The sequence below is a fragment of the Pelosinus fermentans DSM 17108 genome (assembly GCF_000271485.2).
GTDB classification, from domain to species: domain Bacteria; phylum Bacillota; class Negativicutes; order DSM-13327; family DSM-13327; genus Pelosinus; species Pelosinus fermentans.
The window spans coordinates 111274-130614 of record NZ_AKVN02000001.1; the positions used below are offsets into that span (position 1 = coordinate 111274).

Below are 19341 nucleotides of genomic sequence, written 5' to 3' on the forward strand. Positions count from 1 at the left end.
CTTGCTATGCACTTTTTTGCTCTGTATCAGACAATAGAATGGCTAGTGCTTCTTCTACGTTATCTACAGGACAGATTTCTAAGCCCAAATGCCCTTGGGGAATATCTTTTTCATTTTCTTTCGGAATAATCATAGTCGTAATACCGGCCTGCTTAGCACCATAGGCTTTCTCAAAGACACCACCGACAGCCTTCACTTTACCCTGAATGGAAATTTCACCTGTCACTGCAACATCCTGGCGAATGGGACGCTCGGTAATAGCAGAAATAATTGCCGCCAAAATGCCCGTCCCAGCGGAAGGACCATCAATGCGTCCGCCGCCAATAATGTTGATGTGAATGTCATAGTTGCCTAAATCTTCACCTGTTATCTTTCTGACTACAGCCGCAGCATTAAAGACCGAATCTTTCGCCATACTGCCCGCTGTATCATTAAAGCGCATACGTCCCTTACCCTTTTCTCCTGCTGCAAAGGATACAGCTTCAATTTCTAATACAGAACCAAGATAACCAGCCACACCCAGACCAAAGACTTTACCAACTTCACCAATATTAGCCGCCTTAAGATTTACAAAAGGAGTTAGACGGCTAACCTGTACTACTTTATATACATCCTCATGAGTAATGACGACCTTTTCCTGATCACTGGACCGATATAAAGCGATACCAAAGGCATCGGATAAGATATTAACAGCCTTACGGCCTTCAATGGTATATTCACTAATCAAAGCAGCTACATCAGATTCTAAAGCCACATCTAATTTGACTGCCGCATTATAAACAATTTCTTCTATATGCTTTGGCGTCAAAGGCTCGAAGTAAATTTCAGCACAGCGTGACCGTATCGCAGGATTAATTTCCGACGCATCTCTTGTGGTCGCACCAATCAGAATAAAATCGGCGGGCGCACCATCTTCAAAAAGCTTTCTAATGTACTTGGGAACATTCGGATCAGAAGGATCATAATAGGCGGATTCAAAAGATACTCGCTTGTCTTCTAATACCTTTAGCAGCTTATTTTGTAGCATTGCATCCATTTCACCAATTTCATCAATAAATAAAATACCACCATGAGCATCTGTAGCTAAGCCTGGCTTCGGTTCTGGCACACCCGTCTCAGCTAAATCTCGCCGCGCTCCTTGGTAAATAGGATCATGAACAGAACCCAAAAGAGGGTTGGTCATCCCTCGGGAATCCCACCGCAATGTGGTTCCGTCCACCTCGATAAAAGGAGCCTCTTGTGCAAATGGCGTAAATTTAAGCGCCTTTGCCGCTTCTAATACTAAGCGGGCAGCCGTTGTTTTACCAACCCCCGGCGGACCATAAAGAATCAGATGCTGAGGATAGGGTGATGCCAATTTAGAACGAAGGGCATCTACAGCTCTTTCTTGCCCTACAATTTCCCCTAATGTTTCTGGACGAGTGATCTCCATAGCTGACTTAGTCAGCTTTTTCTGCTCTAACACTTCCAGCATGGCATATTTTTTTAAGGTTTGAGGATTCTCAACATTGTTTTCTTCCTCTTTGAGAACCTGCATTTTAATTTCTCTTACATACTCTTGATGGCGTTCTTCCATCTTATCATTAATCTTCTTTTCTAACCGATCTTCCAGGGACCGACGAGCCATTAAACTAGCTATCTCTTCTTCAATCGCAACTAAAATTGCCGGTATCTCTTGCAATGTAGGTATTTTTTCCATGGTTGGATCTTCAAATACCAGCTTTTGCAGCGCTAATACTCGCTCACCTGTGTTTTCAGAATTCATTAAAGATAAAGCATCTAGTTTTACAGCTTTTAGCACCACTTTATCTGGACCAAAAATACCTGCATACATTTCATATAATGCTGTTGTTTGGTGCTTCAGCTGTTCATTGACCCTTGCCCTGCTAGGCAACGGCCGTCTAGGAATAAATTTGTTAAAAAAGTTTTTCATATAATAGTCCTTTCTATAATCCCCGTTAGAGGACAGCAAAAGCATACATAACCAATGCTCTTGCTATTTAGCAATAATGTGTACCTGTATCTTAGCACTAATCTCAGGGTGCAGTTTAATGGATACAGGGTATGTACCTAATGCTTTGATCGCATCTTTCAAATCAATTTTGCGTTTATCCATTTCGATTTTATGTTGAGCATAAAGAGCATCGGCAATATCTTTACTCGCAACAGAACCAAATAATTTGCCGCCTTCGCCCATTTTCACACCAATGGTTACTTCGACTTTGGACATTTGCGCTGCTAACAGATTGGCTTCATCCAGTGCTCTTTGCTGCTTGCGTTCTTCTGATGCCTTTTGCTGACTTGCCTGATTGACATTCGAAGCAGTTGCAGGTATCGCTAATTTCTGCGCTAATAAATAATTCCGAGCATAGCCTTCTGAAACCTCTATAATATCGCCTTTTTTGCCTAATTTTTTAACCTCTTGCTGTAGAATTACTTTCATTTTCTGCACTCTCCTCTATATATTTTGCGCTCAGTTCTATCACTTGGCGCTTTACTTCCTCCATAGTACCTTTTTTAACCTGAGCACCAGCTACTGTCTGGTGTCCGCCGCCGCCCAGCTCTTCCATAATAACTTGTACGTTGAAAGCTCCGTTGGATCGTGCGCTAACGCCGATGCCGCCATCTTCAAGAAAGAACAATACAAAGCTGATTTGTACTCCTTCTACTCCCAGCAGCATATCAGCAACTTGGGCTGCTACAATTTGAGCATTTTTTATATTATCGGGACAACCTGCTACAACTACACCGCCAGGTAACATGATTGCCTGATTCAAAATTTCAGCCCGTGACTTAACGGTCTCAAAGTCTAAACGGAACATTTGACGAACTAAAGCCGGATCAGCTCCTGAACGCCTTAAATAGGCTGCGGCATCAAAGGTACGCACTCCACTTTGTACCGAAAACTGCTTCGTATCAACAACAATGCCAGCATACAAGGCCGTGGCATCCATTTTATTAAACTCTAGGTAATCATCAAAGTACATCAGCAGTTCTGTAACCAATTCACAAGTAGAAGACGCTGATGGTTCAAGGTATACTAATAGCGGATTTGCAATGAATTTTTCAGAGCGGCGATGGTGATCAATGACAACCACCCGATCGACTTTACTTAATAATTCTGGTGCTGCAGATAATTCTGGATGATGAACATCCACTACAAAGAGTAAGGTTTGGGGCGTGATCAGCGGCATCGCCTGAGCTGATGTGATAAATAAATCTTGATATTCTTCATAATCGGCCAAGATTTCCTGCAGCTTACTTAATGAAACCCCTGGCTGGCTAACGACGATGTGCAATTCTTTTCCTAAATGGCGAGCCATAATACCCACGCCTATAGCAGCACCTAAGCTGTCAAAATCCTCATTGGTATGACCCATGACCAGAACCATATCCGCATCATCAATAATCTCCCGCAATGCCTGGGCTACAATCCGTGCCTTAACTCTTGTATTTTTTTCTACAGCCTTTGCTTTGCCTCCATAAAATTGCAGCTTGCCTCCTACATGAACAGCCACCTGATCGCCGCCTCGGCCTAATGCCAAATCCAGACCGGCTTGGGCCCGTTCTCCCAATATAGCTACAGAATCTTCATCAGCTGCAACTCCCATACTTAAGGTCACGGGAATTTTATTGCCAATATGAATGGCACGTACCCGATCAAGAATGTCAAACTTCTCCTGCAGGCATTTATTTAAGTTCTGCCGGTTAAGCACCGCAAGATACATGTCGTCTGCATATTTCTTTAATACAGCCTCATTCTCTGCCACCCATTCTGCGAGAAGCTTATTGACTTCTGCGACTACAGACGTTCGCTGACCTTCACTCAATCCTTGCAATACATCATCATAATTATCAATTTGGATGTAAGCCATAACCGGTACAGAATTTACACATTCAGCTCTTACTGTTTCACTGGCTGTAATATCACTAATATAAGCAATCGTTAACTCTTCATGATCCATTTTATGAATTACCGGCTCATGAATCACATCATAATATTTATCCTCTGTCGAAAATACTTCCCGACCGGATTTGCCCCATACCTTATCCAAAGGAAATTCGGGACAAATATCCATAATTGACTCTCCTAGTACGACCTCATCACCAAACCAGTCACTAAGAACATCATTATGCCAATACAATTTTCCCTCTTTGTCAATGATCATCATAACCAAAGGCAAACTTTTCAACGCGTAGGATGCTCCCTCTTCAATGCAGTTACTCATCGTATATAAGTAGCTGTCCAACGCCTTCTGCCGCTCTTTGTGGCGCTCGCGCCCATATAAATACAAAGAGCCTAACAAAATTGCACCTAATACTGCTACATAGGGATTATAAAAAACAATCACCACTAATAAAGCTGTGGCAACAGCAAGATAAATTCTTGTATCAAACCAAAAAGACGGACCTTGCGGCATAAACAACTCCTCCTTGAAGGCTAATCTCACACATCCATTCTTTACTCTTTGGATTGAGGCCCTCGCAAACGTCGATAATCCATAACCATATCAATTGCACCCGCAACTATCAAGATCTGCGCAAAAAAACCATTTGTCAATATCAAGAACAGTATAAGTCCTTTAATCATTTTTGACAAATTGTATTTATCGGCAAAGTAGTTAAATAACGCCAAACCTTGCACTAAAATAAGGGTACTCGTGATCACTTGAAGATTCATGCCAACCTGAGTCAACAAGCTGATTTCCCTGCTGTTACCCCAATAGATCATGACTAAGGCTAATGCAAAAAGGTACACAATGTGATATGGCAAGGACCATTCTTTAAATGCTGGAAAGTTAGGAACATTATGCCCCAGCTTTCTTAATACCGTTTTGGCAATCAGAAAATTTAGCCACGTATCAAGTACCGACGCCATAATAAAACCTGCCGGTAATATAATCTTCATTAATTCAATCATGGACTTCATAGACTCAGACATCTTAGCCAGTTCCTGCTCTGCCATACCAAAGTCCCGGTATACTTCAATGGCCTGGGCTACAGCATTATTCATTACATCAGTTTGCATAGTAAGAGGATTCACACCGAGTACCAATGCGCTGATCGTCAATAATGCAGCTTTAGAAACCAAAGAAGCAGCCGTTCCCCACAACATGGTTTTAACAGCACTAAAATTCATACGAAAGGCATAGCCTAACACAATACCAATTAAACCAAATCCAACAACCACACTAAGAGAATGCAGCGGATGCATTAACATGGCGATCATAACACCAGAAACAACTGTCGCCATAATGCTCCACTTATAGCCATGACGAACACCTAATAAAATAATGGGCACGGGCCACATTAAATTAACAAAAGGTCCAATCAGAGGAAGATAAGCACTAATCAAGGCAAATAGTATGGCAATCCCTGATAATATCCCACCCTCTACCATAGGCCTGAGCCGTGTCTGTCTCATTCATTCACCCCTTTTGGCGGAGATGACGCTGGTACTCACTAGAGTCACCAAACCATTTCTCCACTTCTCGTTCTTTTTTTATATCTTGCTCTACTTGCATTAAAACCGACTTATCTAATGATTCAAAGCTAATCCCCAGTCGTCTTCCTAAAATATAGCAAGAAACGACTACGGCAGCCAATCCTTCAGCAATCGCCTGTTCACTATTCTTTGCCATGGCTTGGTATAGTTGACCAATATGGGTAATCAACTCTGCCTTTAGCCACTCTATCAAACGCATTTTGCGTAAAATATCCGACTCATTCGAAAACAAAACAGCCACTCCCCCCCTTTTTACTATATCTGATATAGTATTCGCAAATCAATAGTCTGTTTCCTGCTTTATCATAAAGTATATCCCAGATAAGAAGTTACGATGATCCATTCTTAGCAGAATAAAATAAAAGAGAGGTTACGTAACCTCTCTTTTGTTTTATTCTGCTGTGAATGGCAACAATGCAACAATACGTGCACGTTTTATCGCCAAAGTAACACTACGTTGATGTTTTGCGCAGTTACCAGAAATACGGCGAGGCAATATTTTGCCGCGTTCCGTAGTGTAACGACGGATTTTACCAACTTCTTTATAATCGATCGTTTCTACTTTATCCACGCAGAAACTGCAAATCTTTTTCTTAGGTTTTCTTCCTCTTTCACGTTTCACTGATAATACCTCCCTTTAAAATGGAATCTCTTCTTCAGGGAAGACCTCTGTACCAAAGGAACTGACATCATATCCGGATGATTTTGCAGGACTAGCAGCAGTACTGCCACCGCTTACAGCTTGTTGCTTCGTATCCAAAAATTCAATATTTTGGGCTACGACATCAGCTGCACGCCGTTTTTGTCCATCTTTCTCATAATCACGAATTTGCAAACGTCCTTCAACTAGTACACGACGACCCTTGGTAAGATTGTTGCCACAAACTTCGGCCAGCTTATCCCATACTACTACAGGAATAAAATCAGCTCGCTTATTCTCACCATAACCGGTATCAACTGCTACACTGAAAGATGCTACTGCCTTACCAGTCTGTGTATATCGAACTTCCGGATCACGAGTCAAACGACCGACTATTATAACCTTATTCATGGTTTAATTCCCCCTGGTCTATTCGTCTACTTTAATAATCATAAATTTCAAAATATCTTCAGTAATCTTCATTATACGATCAAGCTCAAGAATCGTCGCTGGTACAGCTGTAAAAGTAGTCAGGCAGTAAAAACCTTCAGTAAAGTCTTTTACTATATAAGCCAAACGCTTTTTGCCCCAACGGTCAATTTTTTCTACTTGACCACCGTTGTTATTAATCAGATTTTCAAATTTGGTAATTACCGCATTTGTCGCTTCTTCTTCCAACGGTTTAACAATAAACATGACTTCGTACTTTCTCACGAAATCACCTCCTCCTGTGGACTAATGGCTCCCTTGTGGGAGCAGGGAAGGTTTGTAAACATTTATAAACATTTTCTCAAACCTCTCTAGGCTACCCTAGACTGACACATTATATCATTAATAGCAATACAAATGCAACTATAATATATTAAAAGAAATATTATACATTAAATCTAAAGTACGTAACATCCCCATCTTGCATAATATATTCTTTACCTTCCAACCGAACCAATCCCTTTTCACGAGCTGCATTGGAGCTGCCTGTCAGCACAAGATCATTATAGGAGACAATTTCTGCACGAATAAAGCCACGCTCAATATCAGAATGAATCTTGCCTCCGGCCTGAGGTGCTTTTGTACCTTTCTTTATTGTCCAAGCACGTACTTCCTGCTCACCAGCCGTTAAGAACGTCACTAAACCTAAAAGTTTATAGGATGCTTTAATGAGTTTATCCAATCCTGACTCTTTTAGACCAAGCTCTGCTAAAAACTCCTTAGCGTCCTCCGCTGGAAGTTCAGCAATTTCTGACTCAACCTTGGCCGATACTGCAATGACTTCTGCGCCTTCTTCTACTGCATATTTTTTCACAATTTTAACATACTCATTATCTTCCGCATTGGCTACTTCGTCTTCGCTAACATTAGCAATAAACAATACCGGTTTTAACGTCATCAAGTTTAGATCACCAATGAGTCCAGCTTCATCTTCTGTCATATCAACGCGCCGTGCAGGCAAGGCTTGCTCTAAAAGTTCTTTAATTTTTACCAGTACCGCCATTTCGTTTGGTGCTTTCTTATCACCAGTTTTGATTAGCTTCTGAACACGCTCCATACGCTTCTCTAATGTGTCTAAATCAGCTAGGCATAGTTCTGTATTAATGATCTCAATATCCCGCAAAGGGTTTAATGCTCCCTCAACGTGAGTGATATTTTCATCTTCAAAACAGCGTACCACTTGAGCGACCGCATCTACTTGGCGAATGTGAGCTAAAAACTTATTGCCTAAGCCTTCTCCTTTAGACGCACCTTTCACCAATCCAGCAATATCAACAAAACGCATTGCTGTCGGGATACAGCGTTTTGTTTTATACATTTCCACCAAATGGGGTAATCGCTCATCCGGAACATCTACGACACCCACATTTGGCTCTATTGTGCAAAAAGGATAATTAGCAGCTTCTGCACCTGCTTTTGTAATCGCATTAAACAATGTACTTTTACCTACATTCGGCAAACCAACAATACCCACTTCTAAATTTGTGCTCATTCATCTATTCCACCTTACTTACAATTTCTTTTTAGCATGTCTTATTGTAGATGATTCTTCCCCTATTTTCAAGCAGGCACTTTACTCTTCTCCATGTTCACGGCGATAAGCAATGGCATTCTTCAATCTTGCCGTACCTAATAACAACATAATAGAGCCTATGATAACACCCACTGTTAGATTGATTTTATTACCAAAATCGGTTCCCATTGCAATGAGTACAATCCCCGTCACCAAGGTCATGCCTCCTACAATAAACTGATACTTCACATTTATCCCTCCTCTTGCGTACCTTTGCGTGTTACGATTTCTTTTACACCTTTTTCAAACTTTACGCGTGGCACCAGGACAAAACGCCCGCAGCCTTGACATTTCAAACCAAAATCAATTCCTGTCCGTGTAATTTCCCACAGAGCGGCTCCACAAGGATGGTTCTTCTTCATTCTTACAATATCACCAATTTCATAACGTACCATCATCTAACACCTTCTTGCCTTTTACTAATATCTATCACGGGCTGGGGAATCTTCGCTTCATTAAATAACCGTTTTACTGTGTAACGAAGAGCATTTTCCACCTTTCCTTGCTGCAAAGGCACAGTCTTCGCTACGATACGTACCATTAGCATCTGAGCACCAAGGTCTACTACACCTAATACGTTCGGTCCCTCTAAGACCTCTTCCAGCTCTTTGCCTACCAAGACACAGGCCTCGTTTAATAATAGAAGCACCTTATCCAAATCAGCCTCATAAGCAACAGGTATATTGACTATAGCCTGCATATGGCCTCTTGTATAATTACTAATCCTAGATATTGCCCCATGGGGAATAATATGCAGCACACCATTGCCATCCCGCAATTTCGTTACCCGCAAACCAATGTCTTCCACAGTACCTGCCATATCACCACTGACAATGTAATCCCCGACAGCAAACTGATTTTCCAATACAATGAAAAAACCAGTCACAAAATCCCGGATCAAACTCTGAGAGCCAACACCAAGAGCCAATCCTATAATACCAGCTCCAGCGACAAGTGAAGTGGTATCAATATGGAATTCTTGCAGCACCATGAGGATTGTAATAAAATAAATAAAATATCGAATAATGCTTTGCAGCATTCCCCCTACTGTTCTAGCACGTCTTTCATCAAAAGAAAAGGTACTAATGCCAACTTTAGGGATAAACATTTTATTTACCATGAGGGAGAATAGATGCAATATAAGCGCTGACCCTAATAAAATAGCTAAAAGACGTACTATTTTATTAGCCGCTGCTAATAAAAATTCCGGCGTGAGCAACATGGTCATCATTCAGTTTCCTTTCACGATCATCATTTTACTTTTCATGATCATTTCCAGCTTTCTATAATTGCATATATATTATACGTGATTATGAAAAAATCCTTCTACTTAAGTCTTTCTTAAATAAAGAAGAGCAAATGCACTGCCTCCGGCATATAATGTTGCACCAACGCTAAAGTGAGGCGACTATCATGTCAGATACTAATCAAAATCCTCAACCTATTATTGACCTGATATTGGCTGATATAAACGCAGTTATTCCTAATCTTTCTTCTTTAGTAGCTTCGTATCGTCTGCTTGTAGGTGCCTCTGAAGAAATTCATCGTACACCAGAAATTTGTCCTGAAGTCTTCGAGCGGGCAGTAAGGCGTGCTGATAACACTGGAACATTGATCGATATCTTCCTTGAATTACTCTGCTGCAAAGTAGCTTTTAGCAGCGATTTTTTGAAGATTTCTTGTGCGCCAGTGGATTTATTCCGGTTATTAGCCAATAAGTCTCCTACAACAGATGTTCCTTTTCACACAGCCGAGCAGGTCGTTGAGATGGAGGCCTTACGGCGTCTCCTGGAGTGTTGCCATCATCGGGGCTCCTGCCTTCCAGACAAGGAAGTTCTCTGCCCCAGACCAGAAGGAGCTCCTGAGCCACCTGCTCCAGAACCGTCGTCAAACTCAGATATCGAAGAAGTTCAAGCTGTTGCCCTGCAGCAATTAATCAATACCTTTAGTGCACGAACCGATGAAGAAGCAGCCCCGGAAACTCCATCTGCTTCCTCAGCAAATCCTGCCCCTTCAGAAAGCAAAGAGGCCTCCGTCGATAGTGGCAGCTCGGAGAAATTTGACACTGAACGTGAAAGTCGTGTCCGTTGCAAGCATTTATATACGTTTCATAATAAAAAAAAGTAGTTCAAAGGAAATTGACAAAAAAAATAAGCAAGAATCCCAAATGATTCTTGCTTATTTTTCTATTCATCAAGAGGACATGCCCCTAGTTCTTTAAGATGATCACATGGCTCCAGATGGATGACCACATCGCAGGAACCTAGCTTTTGCTTTATTTCAGCTTCAATCTGATCACAGATATCGTGAGCCTCATTTAAATGCATATCTTTGTACAAAATGAGATGCATATCAATTAAACGCCAACTGCCGGAACGCCGGGTGCGGAGCTGATGAAAGGAAATGACCTCCTTATGACTTTGAATGATATCAATGATCATCTGTTCTTCATGTTCCGGCAAGCTAATATCCGTTAACTCATATAGACTCTTCTTTGTCATGCCATAACCAGCTTTAAACACAATGCCAGCTACAATGATTGCAATCACAGGATCAAGCCAGGCAAGACCAGTTACATGAATAATCACCAATCCTACCAACACTCCAACAGAAGTCCATATATCCGCCCGCAGATGCAAGCCATCTGCTTCTAAGGCATGAGAACCAGTCTGTTTCGCCACCTTAAATAGTCTTTCTGATACCCAGTAATTAATAGCAATTGAAATGATCATAATAGCAATACCATATTCTAAAAAACCTGGAACCACAGCGGAATTCATTTTACTCCCGGCTTCATATACAATCCATATTGCTGCCCCGATAATCAATATCGCTTCGATGGCGCCTGATAAATTTTCAAATTTGCCATGACCATAGGCATGATTGTCATCAGGAGGGGTATCCGCTTTGCGGACCGCATAAAAGGCAATCACAGATGCAAGTAGATCAAAGCCAGAGTGAGCAGCTTCTGAAATAATACTGACGGCCCCAGTATAAAATCCCACGATCAATTTCAATACAACCAAAACCGTATTAGAAATAACGGACAGCCTAGCAGTACGCTCCTTTAAATTACTATCCACATATCCAATCATACTACCTCCTACCTTTTGCTCAGCAGCTCTATTCTTTGTTATAACCTTCAATAGCCTACACTATTCATACGACCTATAAAAGGTACCAATTTCAGCTCATTTTAAGCAGGTGCTACAAGCCCATAAATGACCCATGTGCCTTATAATAAGATGACATAACAAAAAAGCCTGCAGGCCCTCTCTCTAAGGTCCCGCAGGCATTCATACATACCTGCTGCTTTCCGCCCGGCTGCGCCATAATGGCCGCCTGTTCCTAGCATTATATTCTATATAGTACCACATTGGGAAATTACTTGTAAATATCTTTAAGGATCGATTGCTAAAGAACATGACAGGCAGGCTTAACTCATGACTTAATATGTACCACGTGGCTAATGGGGTATCCTTTAGCAGCAAGGACCTTTTCTAATTCTTCCGTATCAATAATATCGGCCCGTATAATCATCTCAATTTTTCCATCGGGTAAGGCATAACTAACCATACTGGTAATATTGATATTCATTGCCAGAAATACCTCTGAAATTTCATGAAGCAATCCAATTTTATCAGTCACATCAAGGGTGAGACGAGTCTTCCCATCCACTAGACCCATAATATCAACAAAACTTTTAAAAATATCCGTTTCCGTAATGATGCCGGCGACTGTTCCTTGCTCATCTACTACTACCAAACCGCCAATGCGGTGGTTGTACATTAAAATTGCAGCTTCTTCCACTGTAGCCCCGGTATTAATGCTAATCACTTCTTTTTGCATGATATCCTTAATTTTCATCTTTGCCAATAAGTAATTAAGTTCAAAAATAGAAAGAGCAGTTGCTGGCGATGCCGATACCGCACGAAGATCTCTGTCTGTTACAATACCAACTAATTTTCCACCCTCAACCACTGGAAGACGGCGAAATTTATTATTACGCATAATCTCCGATGCATCAGCAATTGTTGTAGTCGAACTGATTGTAATTGGGTTAGCTGTCATCCTGCTTTCTACAAACATTTTCATCATCTCCGTTGATTTTTTATTAAAGAAAACGCACTAAAGATTCCATGTCAGAAATTATGAACAATACAATTTAGGAATTCACCTTTTGTCTTTCATAACACTGTCATTACTATCTTTAGTGCGTCTTATTGATTAACCACCCAAATAGGCTTTACGTATTTCTTCACTTGCAGCCAACTCTTTCGCATCGCCGGAAAGAGTGATACGTCCTGTTTCCAGTACATAAGCTCTATGGGCAATGGATAATGCCATATGAGCATTTTGTTCTACCAGCAAAACCGTAGTCCCGCTAGCATTAATTTCTTTAATAATAGAAAAAATTTCTTTTACCAGCAATGGTGCAAGACCCATAGATGGCTCATCCAAGAGCAATAGCCGTGGACGGCTCATTAAGGCACGCCCCATAGCCAACATCTGCTGCTCACCGCCTGACAACGTACCGGCTAATTGACTGCGCCGTTCCGACAAGCGAGGGAACTTTACAAAGACATTCTCCATATCTTCCTGAATCCCTTTTTTGTCATTACGGATATAAGCACCTAACTCTAGATTTTCTAGAACAGACATATTCGCAAAAACCCTTCGGCCTTCCGGTACTTGAGAAATGCCAAGCTTTACAATATCTTGAGCAACTACGCCAGCAATACTCTTTCCTTCAAAATTAATTTGACCTGCTTTCGGTTTTAACAATCCGGAAATCGTACGTAAAATAGTACTTTTACCAGCACCATTCGCACCAATCAAGGTAACAATTTCCCCTTCATTTACCTCTGCACTAATACCTTTTAAGGCATGTATCGCACCATAATATACATCAATATTCTCGATTTTTAACATTATTCAACCTCCTCTCCGAGGTAGGCCTCAATAACCCGTGGGTTATTCTTGATTTCCTCAGGTGTTCCTTGAGCGATTATACTGCCGTATTCTAATACATAAATACGTTCACACACATTCATAACCAATTGCATGTCATGTTCTATTAATAAAATAGTTAAATCAAATTCGTCTTTTATCCATTTTATCATTTGCATTAGTTGCTGAGTTTCCTGAGGATTCATGCCAGCCGCAGGTTCATCTAATAATAATAATTTAGGCTGAGCCGCTAGTGCTCTGGCAATTTCCAAACGCCGCTGCTCACCATAAGGTAAGTTTTTAGCAATTTCATCTTTTTTATCGCCTAATTTAAAAATTTCTAATAGCTTGATCGCTCTTTCTTCAATCTCTTTTTCTTCTTGATGGTATCTGCCCATACGCAAAACAGATTCTAATATTCCGTATTTCACATGAAAATGATACGCGATCTTAACATTATCTAACACGGATAGTTCAGAAAAGAGGCGAATATTTTGGAAGGTTCTGGCTACCCCTTTTTGAGTGATCTGAAAAGGTTTAAGTCCAAGAATGCTTTTATCATCAAAATCAATTTCACCAGTTGTCGGTTGATATACACCCGTCAGTAAGTTAAAGGCGGTTGTTTTTCCTGCTCCATTAGGACCAATCAATCCAATTAACTCGCCTTTGCCAAGCTCGATGGAAAAATCGGATACGGCCTTAAGTCCGCCAAATACTTTGGAAAGTTTAGTTGCCTTGAGTATTGCCACGCTTATTACCTCCCATCAAACGGCCAAAGATTTTAAGGCTGATTTCCTTATTGCCAAATAATCCTTGGGGCCGATACAACATTAATACAATCAGCATTAATGAATAAATAATCATACGCCACTCAGGATAGCTAGCTAAAGCTGCAGAAACAAAAGTCAATAATATAGCCGCAGTAATCGATCCACTAATACTACCTAAACCACCCAATACTACAATGGTCAAAATATCAAAAGACTTCATAAAAGTAAAGGATGCAGGGTGAGCGATATAAAAGTAATGAGAGAATAGGGTTCCTGCTACACCAGCAAAAGCAGCACCAATCGTGAAAGCCATTACTTTATATTTTGTAGTATCAATTCCCATTGCCTCAGCTGCAATTTGATTCTCTCGAATCGAAATACACGCTCGGCCATGGGTAGAGTTAATGAAATTTCTAATAAAGAATACCGTGAAAACAGTGGCAAAGAATACCCACGTAAAGTTACTAAAACGAGGTATACCCATAAAACCAGATGCGCCGCCTACATAAGGAATATTCAAAATGGTAATTCGGATGATTTCTCCTAAGCCTAAGGTGGCAATGGCAAGATAATCGCCATCTAAACGCAATGTTGGTAAACCAATTACAAATCCTAAGAAACCAGCAGCTGCTGCTCCACCTAAAATAGCAACAATAAAAGGCAATTGCAGTTTAACAGTGAGTACAGCGCCGAGATAAGCTCCCACCGCCATAAATCCTGCGTGACCGATAGAAAACTGACCTGTAAAACCATTAATAAGATTTAAGCTTACCGCCAGAATCACATTAATACAGATTAAAATTAAATTCAGCTCCCAAAACGGTCCAATAACATCTAACATAATCAAGCTTTGCACAACAGCATACAATGCTATACATGCCACTAACGACAGCAATTCCTTCTTATTTTTTCCCATATTATTTGCCACCTACACTTTCTCACGAACGTTTTTACCCAATAAGCCAGAAGGCTTAAACAGTAAAATAATAATTAAAATGGCAAACGCTGCAGCATCACGGAAAGTGGATGAAATAAAGCCACTCACCATAGCTTCAATAACGCCCATTATAATACCACCAAGCATCGCCCCTGGAATCACTCCAATGCCACCCAAAACAGCAGCTACGAATGCTTTAAGACCTGGCATAATGCCCATTAAAGGATCAATTGAATTATAATATACACCGACTAGCATGCCTGCTGCGGCCGCTAATGCAGAACCAATTGCAAAGGTCATGGAGATAACACGGTCAACATCAATACCCATTAATCGAGCCGCATCGGTATCAAAAGATACAGCACGCATCGCCTTACCGATTTTGGTACGTTGTACAACAAAAGTTAAAATAACCATTAACACTACGGATATTGCCAATATAATTACCTGCTGACTATTCACTACAATATTGCCAAAGGTATAGACTTGAGAATCGAATAGCGCTGGAAACGTTCTCGGTTGCGGTGTAACAAGAAGCATCCCGCCATATTCTAATAATAAAGATACACCAATTGCCGTAATCAATATCGCAATTCTAGGTGCCTTTCGCAGTGGGCGGTAGGCCAACCGCTCAATTGTCATTCCAACTATGGCAGCCACTACCATGGACACAATTAGCGCTGGGAAAAAAGAAAGTTTAAGCGTCGTTGTGGCAAAAAACGCTACATAAGCGCCTACCATATAAATATCACCATGCGCAAAATTAATCAACTTAATAATTCCATACACCATTGTATAACCTAAAGCAATGAGTGCATAAATGCTGCCAAGAGATATACCATTTATTAATTGCTGTAAAAATTGCTGAGTAATCGAGAAATCCATGATTTCGCCTCCTACATTTTTTTATTTCTAAGGGCTAAAGCGATGCCTTTTCCCTATATTTTTCACACGGGAGAAACAACTGCAATAAAGTCTAATAGAGTCTATTTCAAAATTCCCATATACCTTTATTGTCCCTGTGCGTTTTCACTAAACATACGTCTTTGTACGTCTCGCTCAAATGCTCGTAAGGACTAGCATCTGGATATTTTAAAACAGCCTCTCAACAGGTTCTATGTGCTTTTTAATCCCACTTTAGAATCCCTCGTAACCCTCTTAGAATTTAACGCCTATCTTTTCTCTGCGGATATTCTCTTATAATATATACGTAATTATAGATACATTGTCTTCTAGTGTCAATACTTTTATCTTTTGATTTGTTGGTTAATCTCTTCCAAAAATACAAACACTTATTTACAGCACACTTTTATATATTTTTTTATACTAAAAACGTACCACTTTATACTTATGCAATAATCATGCCATTTATGTTCTATGATCAATGCTTTGCGTCCTTTATTCCCCCGTAAGCGTTATTCCATAGGTTCTAACAAATAAGTTAATCTTTTTTCAAACGTTATTAACTTCCAAAAAGCCTCTAGTGTTCATCAGATTTATCCTTATGGGCGGTTTTTTTCGTCTGTAATTTGACATATTCGTCAATTCATTGACAGTGCCATTTCATACCTCTACTTTATATCTAAGCATTGATTTCTTTTCTTTTGCTTGCTAAAAAACCACAAAAGTACAATGCCACACCAGTAGCACTGTGCTTTTGTGGTTAATAAAACTAAGATTTATTCTCTTTCTTTCAGCAAGGGTAGCTCTGGGCTCCATCTTATGAATGTCAATATGCTGACGTTTATCGATCTTACATAAACATTAAGGGTTTATTTTTTCTTTAAACGTTTGCTTACCATCCTTCATTTCAATAATAACAGCACTTTTTACTGCATCATGAGTTTCATTCAACGTAATTAACCCAGATACAGCATTATAGTCTTTTGTCTTTGCCAACTCATCTTTGATCTTGACAGTATCAACACCGTTGGCACGCTTAATGGACTCAATGACCATCATCGTGGCATCATAAGCTAATGCAGCAAACGCATCTGGAGTTTCTTTATATTCTGCTTTATATGCATCAACAAAAGTTTTAATTGCTGGACTATTGTCATCTGGTGAGTAATGATTTGCAAAGAACGTATTATTCAGGGCTTGCGCTCCAGCGATTTCTGGAAGTTTGGCAGAATCCCAGCCATCACCACCGAGAAGCGGCATAGTTAAGCCAATTTCTCGAGCCTGTTTCGCAATCATACCAACTTCCTGATAATAACCTGGTACAAAGACAACATCCACATTCGCAGCTTTAATTTTGGTTAATGTAGCTTTAAAATCCGTATCTTTTGCCAGATACGCTTCTTCTACTGCAACTATACCACCATTTTTAATAAAGGTTTCTTTAAAAAACTGCCCTAAGCCTTTAGCATAGTCACTGGAGTTATCAATATAAATTGCCGCAGTCTTAGCTTGTAAGGTTTTCGTAGCAAAGTTTGCCATTACTGAACCTTGGAAAGGATCAATAAATGCTGCTCTGAATAAATAGTCCCGAACCTTATTAGTTGTAGGATCTACTGTCACTTTAGGATTGGATGCTGTTGGACTAATTGCTAAGACTTTATTATCGTTATTGACTTGGGCACCAGCAATCACGCTAGAAGAAGCAATTGGTGCAATAACGGCTACAACTTTATCCTGAGTAATTAATTTCTGCATAGCATTTGCAGCTTCTGCAGCTTCGCTCTTATTATCTGCAACTACTAAACTTAGCTGTTTACCTAGAACACCACCATTAGCGTTTACTTGTTTAATTGCTAAATTTGCCCCATTGCTTGCAGATTTACCAAAAGTCGCATTACCACCAGTCATTTCTAAGTTGGCACCAAGTTTGATTACATTACTATCTTGCTTGCCACTGCATCCTGCTGCCATTAAGCCCAGCATGGCAACAGCAATAAAGGTACTGATCCACTTACTTGTTTTTTTCATAAACACAGATTCTCCTTTTAAATAATATGTATTTTCTCCAATTTAAAAAAGTCCGTATCCACTGTTCGAAACGCGCCTTTGTCCTCCCCAGGCGAATATTCGTACTTGTCACATGCTGTATTATAGACATATTGTGCTTTTCTGTCAATACTTATGGAGAGGACTTTTAAGAGTTTGTCCTCGCATGGTAGACGTTAACGATTTTTTTTAATAAATTTTATTAGAATCCAACTATTTCCTTCGTTCTTGCGATAATAAATATCTTATAAATACAAAATAATCTCTTCATATTCCATTTTTAATCCATAAATATAAAAGAACTTGGCATCAGCCAAGTTCTTTTATATTTATGGATTAATTTTTTCTTTAAAAGTTTGTTTACCATCTTTCATTTCGATAACAACACCGCTCTTAACCGGATCATGATTTGCATCCAGAGTAATTACTCCTGTTACGACTTGCAGATCTTTGGTTTTTTCTAATGCATCTCTAATTTTATCAGGTTCCGTGCTGTTGGCCCGCTTAATCGCGTCAATAACCATCAAACCAGCATCATAACCTAATGCTGCTAAAGCATTTGGCTCTTGACCATATTCTTTTTTATAGGCTTCTACGAATTTTACAATACGAGGGTCTGTATCTTGTGAAGAGTAATGATTACTAAAGAACGTATTATTCATCGCCTCTGCCCCTGCAACTTCCACTACCTTAGGATCATCCCAGCCATCTGTACCAATAAGAGGTATGGTAATTCCTAACTCACGAGCTTGCTTTGCTATTTTACCTACTTCTTCATAATAGGCAGGGATAAAGATAGTATCTGCATTCATTACTTTTATCTTCGTTAACGTAGACTTAAAATCCTGGTCTTTTTGCAAGAAAGCTTCCTTGCCTACGACGACACCACCATTTTTAACAAACTGGGCCTCAAAAGATTCGGCCAGCCCCTTGGAATAATCCGAGCTATTATCAATGTAAATGACAGCTGTTTTTGCCTTTAATGATTTGCTGGCAAAGTTAGCCATTACAGTTCCTTGAAATGGATCTATGAAACAGCTGCGAAACGCATACGGTCTTACTTTACCATTATCCACAGTAATTTTCGAATTCGTACCCGTGGCTGTAATGACAGGAATTTTATTATCTTGTGATACCTGCAGGGTTGCCAATACATTAGAGCTGGCAACAGGTCCCATAACAAGAGGAACTTTGTCTTGGGTAATCAGTTTTGTGATTGCATTGGTAGCCTCAGAAGGTTCTGATTTATTATCGGCCAAGATTAACTTTATCTGCTTGCCAAGAACACCGCCTGATGCATTAGCTTCTTTAAAAGCTAGCTGAATACCATTTGTTGTCATCTTACCAAAGTTCGCAACTCCACCGGTTAACTCAAAATTTCCGCCAATTTTTATTTCTTTGGAATCATTCGCAGATGGAGTTGAACCACATCCTGCCAACATGAAACCGGACATGGCTACCGTAAGCAATAAACCAATGAATGAGAACCCTTTCTTTGCCATCATTATTCCTCCCATATTCTAACTT

The 19341-nt window shown here is 40.1% G+C and carries 21 protein-coding genes and 1 riboswitch; of the genes, 1 reads left to right on the forward strand and 20 read right to left on the reverse strand.

All coding sequences use genetic code 11. The features are described 5' to 3' along the window. Positions 1–4: 4 nt before the first annotated feature. The 12 genes from lonC to FR7_RS00580 form a co-directional block, all read right to left on the reverse strand. Entirely contained in the window at positions 5–1933 is a 1929-nt protein-coding gene (gene lonC, locus FR7_RS00525) for a Lon family ATP-dependent protease (protein WP_007936032.1), read from the reverse strand. Between the two features lie 63 nt (positions 1934–1996). Continuing rightward, complete coding sequence (gene rplI / locus FR7_RS00530) at positions 1997–2443, reverse strand: 50S ribosomal protein L9 (protein WP_007951207.1); 447 nt, start codon at positions 2441–2443, stop codon at positions 1997–1999. Continuing rightward, positions 2415–4421, reverse strand: a complete 2007-nt coding sequence (locus FR7_RS00535; RefSeq protein ID WP_007936035.1) for a DHH family phosphoesterase — start codon at positions 4419–4421, stop codon at positions 2415–2417. The genes rplI and FR7_RS00535 overlap by 29 nt, the downstream gene beginning before the upstream one ends. 41 nt (positions 4422–4462) lie before the next feature. Then, positions 4463–5425 carry a YybS family protein gene (locus FR7_RS00540; RefSeq protein WP_007936036.1) on the reverse strand — a complete coding sequence of 321 codons (963 nt, stop codon included), beginning with the start codon at positions 5423–5425 and terminating at the stop codon, positions 4463–4465. Positions 5426–5429: 4 nt separating this feature from the next. After that, positions 5430–5747, reverse strand: coding sequence for a MazG-like family protein (locus FR7_RS00545; protein WP_017531314.1), 318 nt, complete (start codon positions 5745–5747; stop codon positions 5430–5432). Positions 5748–5897: 150 nt separating this feature from the next. Then, on the reverse strand, positions 5898–6128 hold the full coding sequence (gene rpsR / locus FR7_RS00550) for a 30S ribosomal protein S18 (protein WP_007936039.1): 231 nt from the start codon (positions 6126–6128) through the stop codon (positions 5898–5900). 15 nt (positions 6129–6143) lie between these two features. Next, positions 6144–6557 carry a single-stranded DNA-binding protein gene (locus FR7_RS00555; RefSeq protein ID WP_007936041.1) on the reverse strand — a complete coding sequence of 138 codons (414 nt, stop codon included), beginning with the start codon at positions 6555–6557 and terminating at the stop codon, positions 6144–6146. Positions 6558–6575: 18 nt separating this feature from the next. Continuing rightward, a complete protein-coding gene (gene rpsF, locus FR7_RS00560) occupies positions 6576–6860 on the reverse strand; it encodes a 30S ribosomal protein S6 (protein ID WP_007936043.1) in 285 nt (94 codons plus the stop codon). 160 nt (positions 6861–7020) lie between these two features. Further along, positions 7021–8127 carry a redox-regulated ATPase YchF gene (ychF, locus tag FR7_RS00565; RefSeq protein WP_007936045.1) on the reverse strand — a complete coding sequence of 369 codons (1107 nt, stop codon included), beginning with the start codon at positions 8125–8127 and terminating at the stop codon, positions 7021–7023. 81 nt (positions 8128–8208) lie between these two features. Beyond that, positions 8209–8397 carry a hypothetical protein gene (locus tag FR7_RS00570; protein ID WP_007936047.1) on the reverse strand — a complete coding sequence of 63 codons (189 nt, stop codon included), beginning with the start codon at positions 8395–8397 and terminating at the stop codon, positions 8209–8211. Between the two features lie 2 nt (positions 8398–8399). After that, the gene (locus tag FR7_RS00575; RefSeq protein WP_007936048.1) at positions 8400–8606 is read right to left on the reverse strand and encodes a DUF951 domain-containing protein; all 207 of its coding nucleotides are present in this window, start codon (positions 8604–8606) and stop codon (positions 8400–8402) included. Continuing rightward, positions 8603–9439, reverse strand: a complete 837-nt coding sequence (locus FR7_RS00580; protein ID WP_007936053.1) for a mechanosensitive ion channel family protein — start codon at positions 9437–9439, stop codon at positions 8603–8605. Before FR7_RS00580 ends, FR7_RS00575 begins: the two co-directional genes overlap by 4 nt. A 182-nt stretch (positions 9440–9621) precedes the next feature. Here FR7_RS00580 and FR7_RS00585 point away from each other — a divergent pair, with 182 nt between their 5' ends. Further along, positions 9622–10335: a hypothetical protein gene (locus FR7_RS00585; RefSeq protein ID WP_007936054.1), complete on the forward strand. Its 714-nt coding sequence runs from the start codon at positions 9622–9624 to the stop codon at positions 10333–10335. Between the two features lie 59 nt (positions 10336–10394). Here FR7_RS00585 and FR7_RS00590 read toward each other — a convergent pair whose 3' ends face one another. The 8 genes from FR7_RS00590 to FR7_RS00625 form a co-directional block, all read right to left on the reverse strand. Then, positions 10395–11303: a cation diffusion facilitator family transporter gene (locus FR7_RS00590; RefSeq protein ID WP_007936056.1), complete on the reverse strand. Its 909-nt coding sequence runs from the start codon at positions 11301–11303 to the stop codon at positions 10395–10397. A gap of 184 nt (positions 11304–11487) precedes the next feature. Then, positions 11488–11568: riboswitch (NiCo riboswitch) on the reverse strand. An 81-nt stretch (positions 11569–11649) separates the two neighbouring features. Beyond that, the gene (locus FR7_RS00595) at positions 11650–12297 is read right to left on the reverse strand and encodes a CBS domain-containing protein (RefSeq protein WP_007936060.1); all 648 of its coding nucleotides are present in this window, start codon (positions 12295–12297) and stop codon (positions 11650–11652) included. Positions 12298–12435: 138 nt separating this feature from the next. Further along, positions 12436–13140 carry an ABC transporter ATP-binding protein gene (locus tag FR7_RS00600; RefSeq protein ID WP_007936062.1) on the reverse strand — a complete coding sequence of 235 codons (705 nt, stop codon included), beginning with the start codon at positions 13138–13140 and terminating at the stop codon, positions 12436–12438. Beyond that, on the reverse strand, positions 13140–13907 hold the full coding sequence (locus FR7_RS00605; protein WP_007936067.1) for an ABC transporter ATP-binding protein: 768 nt from the start codon (positions 13905–13907) through the stop codon (positions 13140–13142). The genes FR7_RS00600 and FR7_RS00605 overlap by 1 nt, the downstream gene beginning before the upstream one ends. Continuing rightward, positions 13885–14844: a branched-chain amino acid ABC transporter permease gene (locus tag FR7_RS00610; RefSeq protein WP_007936069.1), complete on the reverse strand. Its 960-nt coding sequence runs from the start codon at positions 14842–14844 to the stop codon at positions 13885–13887. Before FR7_RS00610 ends, FR7_RS00605 begins: the two co-directional genes overlap by 23 nt. A gap of 12 nt (positions 14845–14856) precedes the next feature. Further along, positions 14857–15750, reverse strand: a complete 894-nt coding sequence (locus FR7_RS00615) for a branched-chain amino acid ABC transporter permease (RefSeq protein ID WP_007936071.1) — start codon at positions 15748–15750, stop codon at positions 14857–14859. Between the two features lie 879 nt (positions 15751–16629). Continuing rightward, positions 16630–17796 carry an ABC transporter substrate-binding protein gene (locus tag FR7_RS00620; protein ID WP_007936075.1) on the reverse strand — a complete coding sequence of 389 codons (1167 nt, stop codon included), beginning with the start codon at positions 17794–17796 and terminating at the stop codon, positions 16630–16632. A 347-nt stretch (positions 17797–18143) separates the two neighbouring features. Beyond that, positions 18144–19316: an ABC transporter substrate-binding protein gene (locus FR7_RS00625; RefSeq protein WP_007936077.1), complete on the reverse strand. Its 1173-nt coding sequence runs from the start codon at positions 19314–19316 to the stop codon at positions 18144–18146. Positions 19317–19341: the final 25 nt, after the last annotated feature.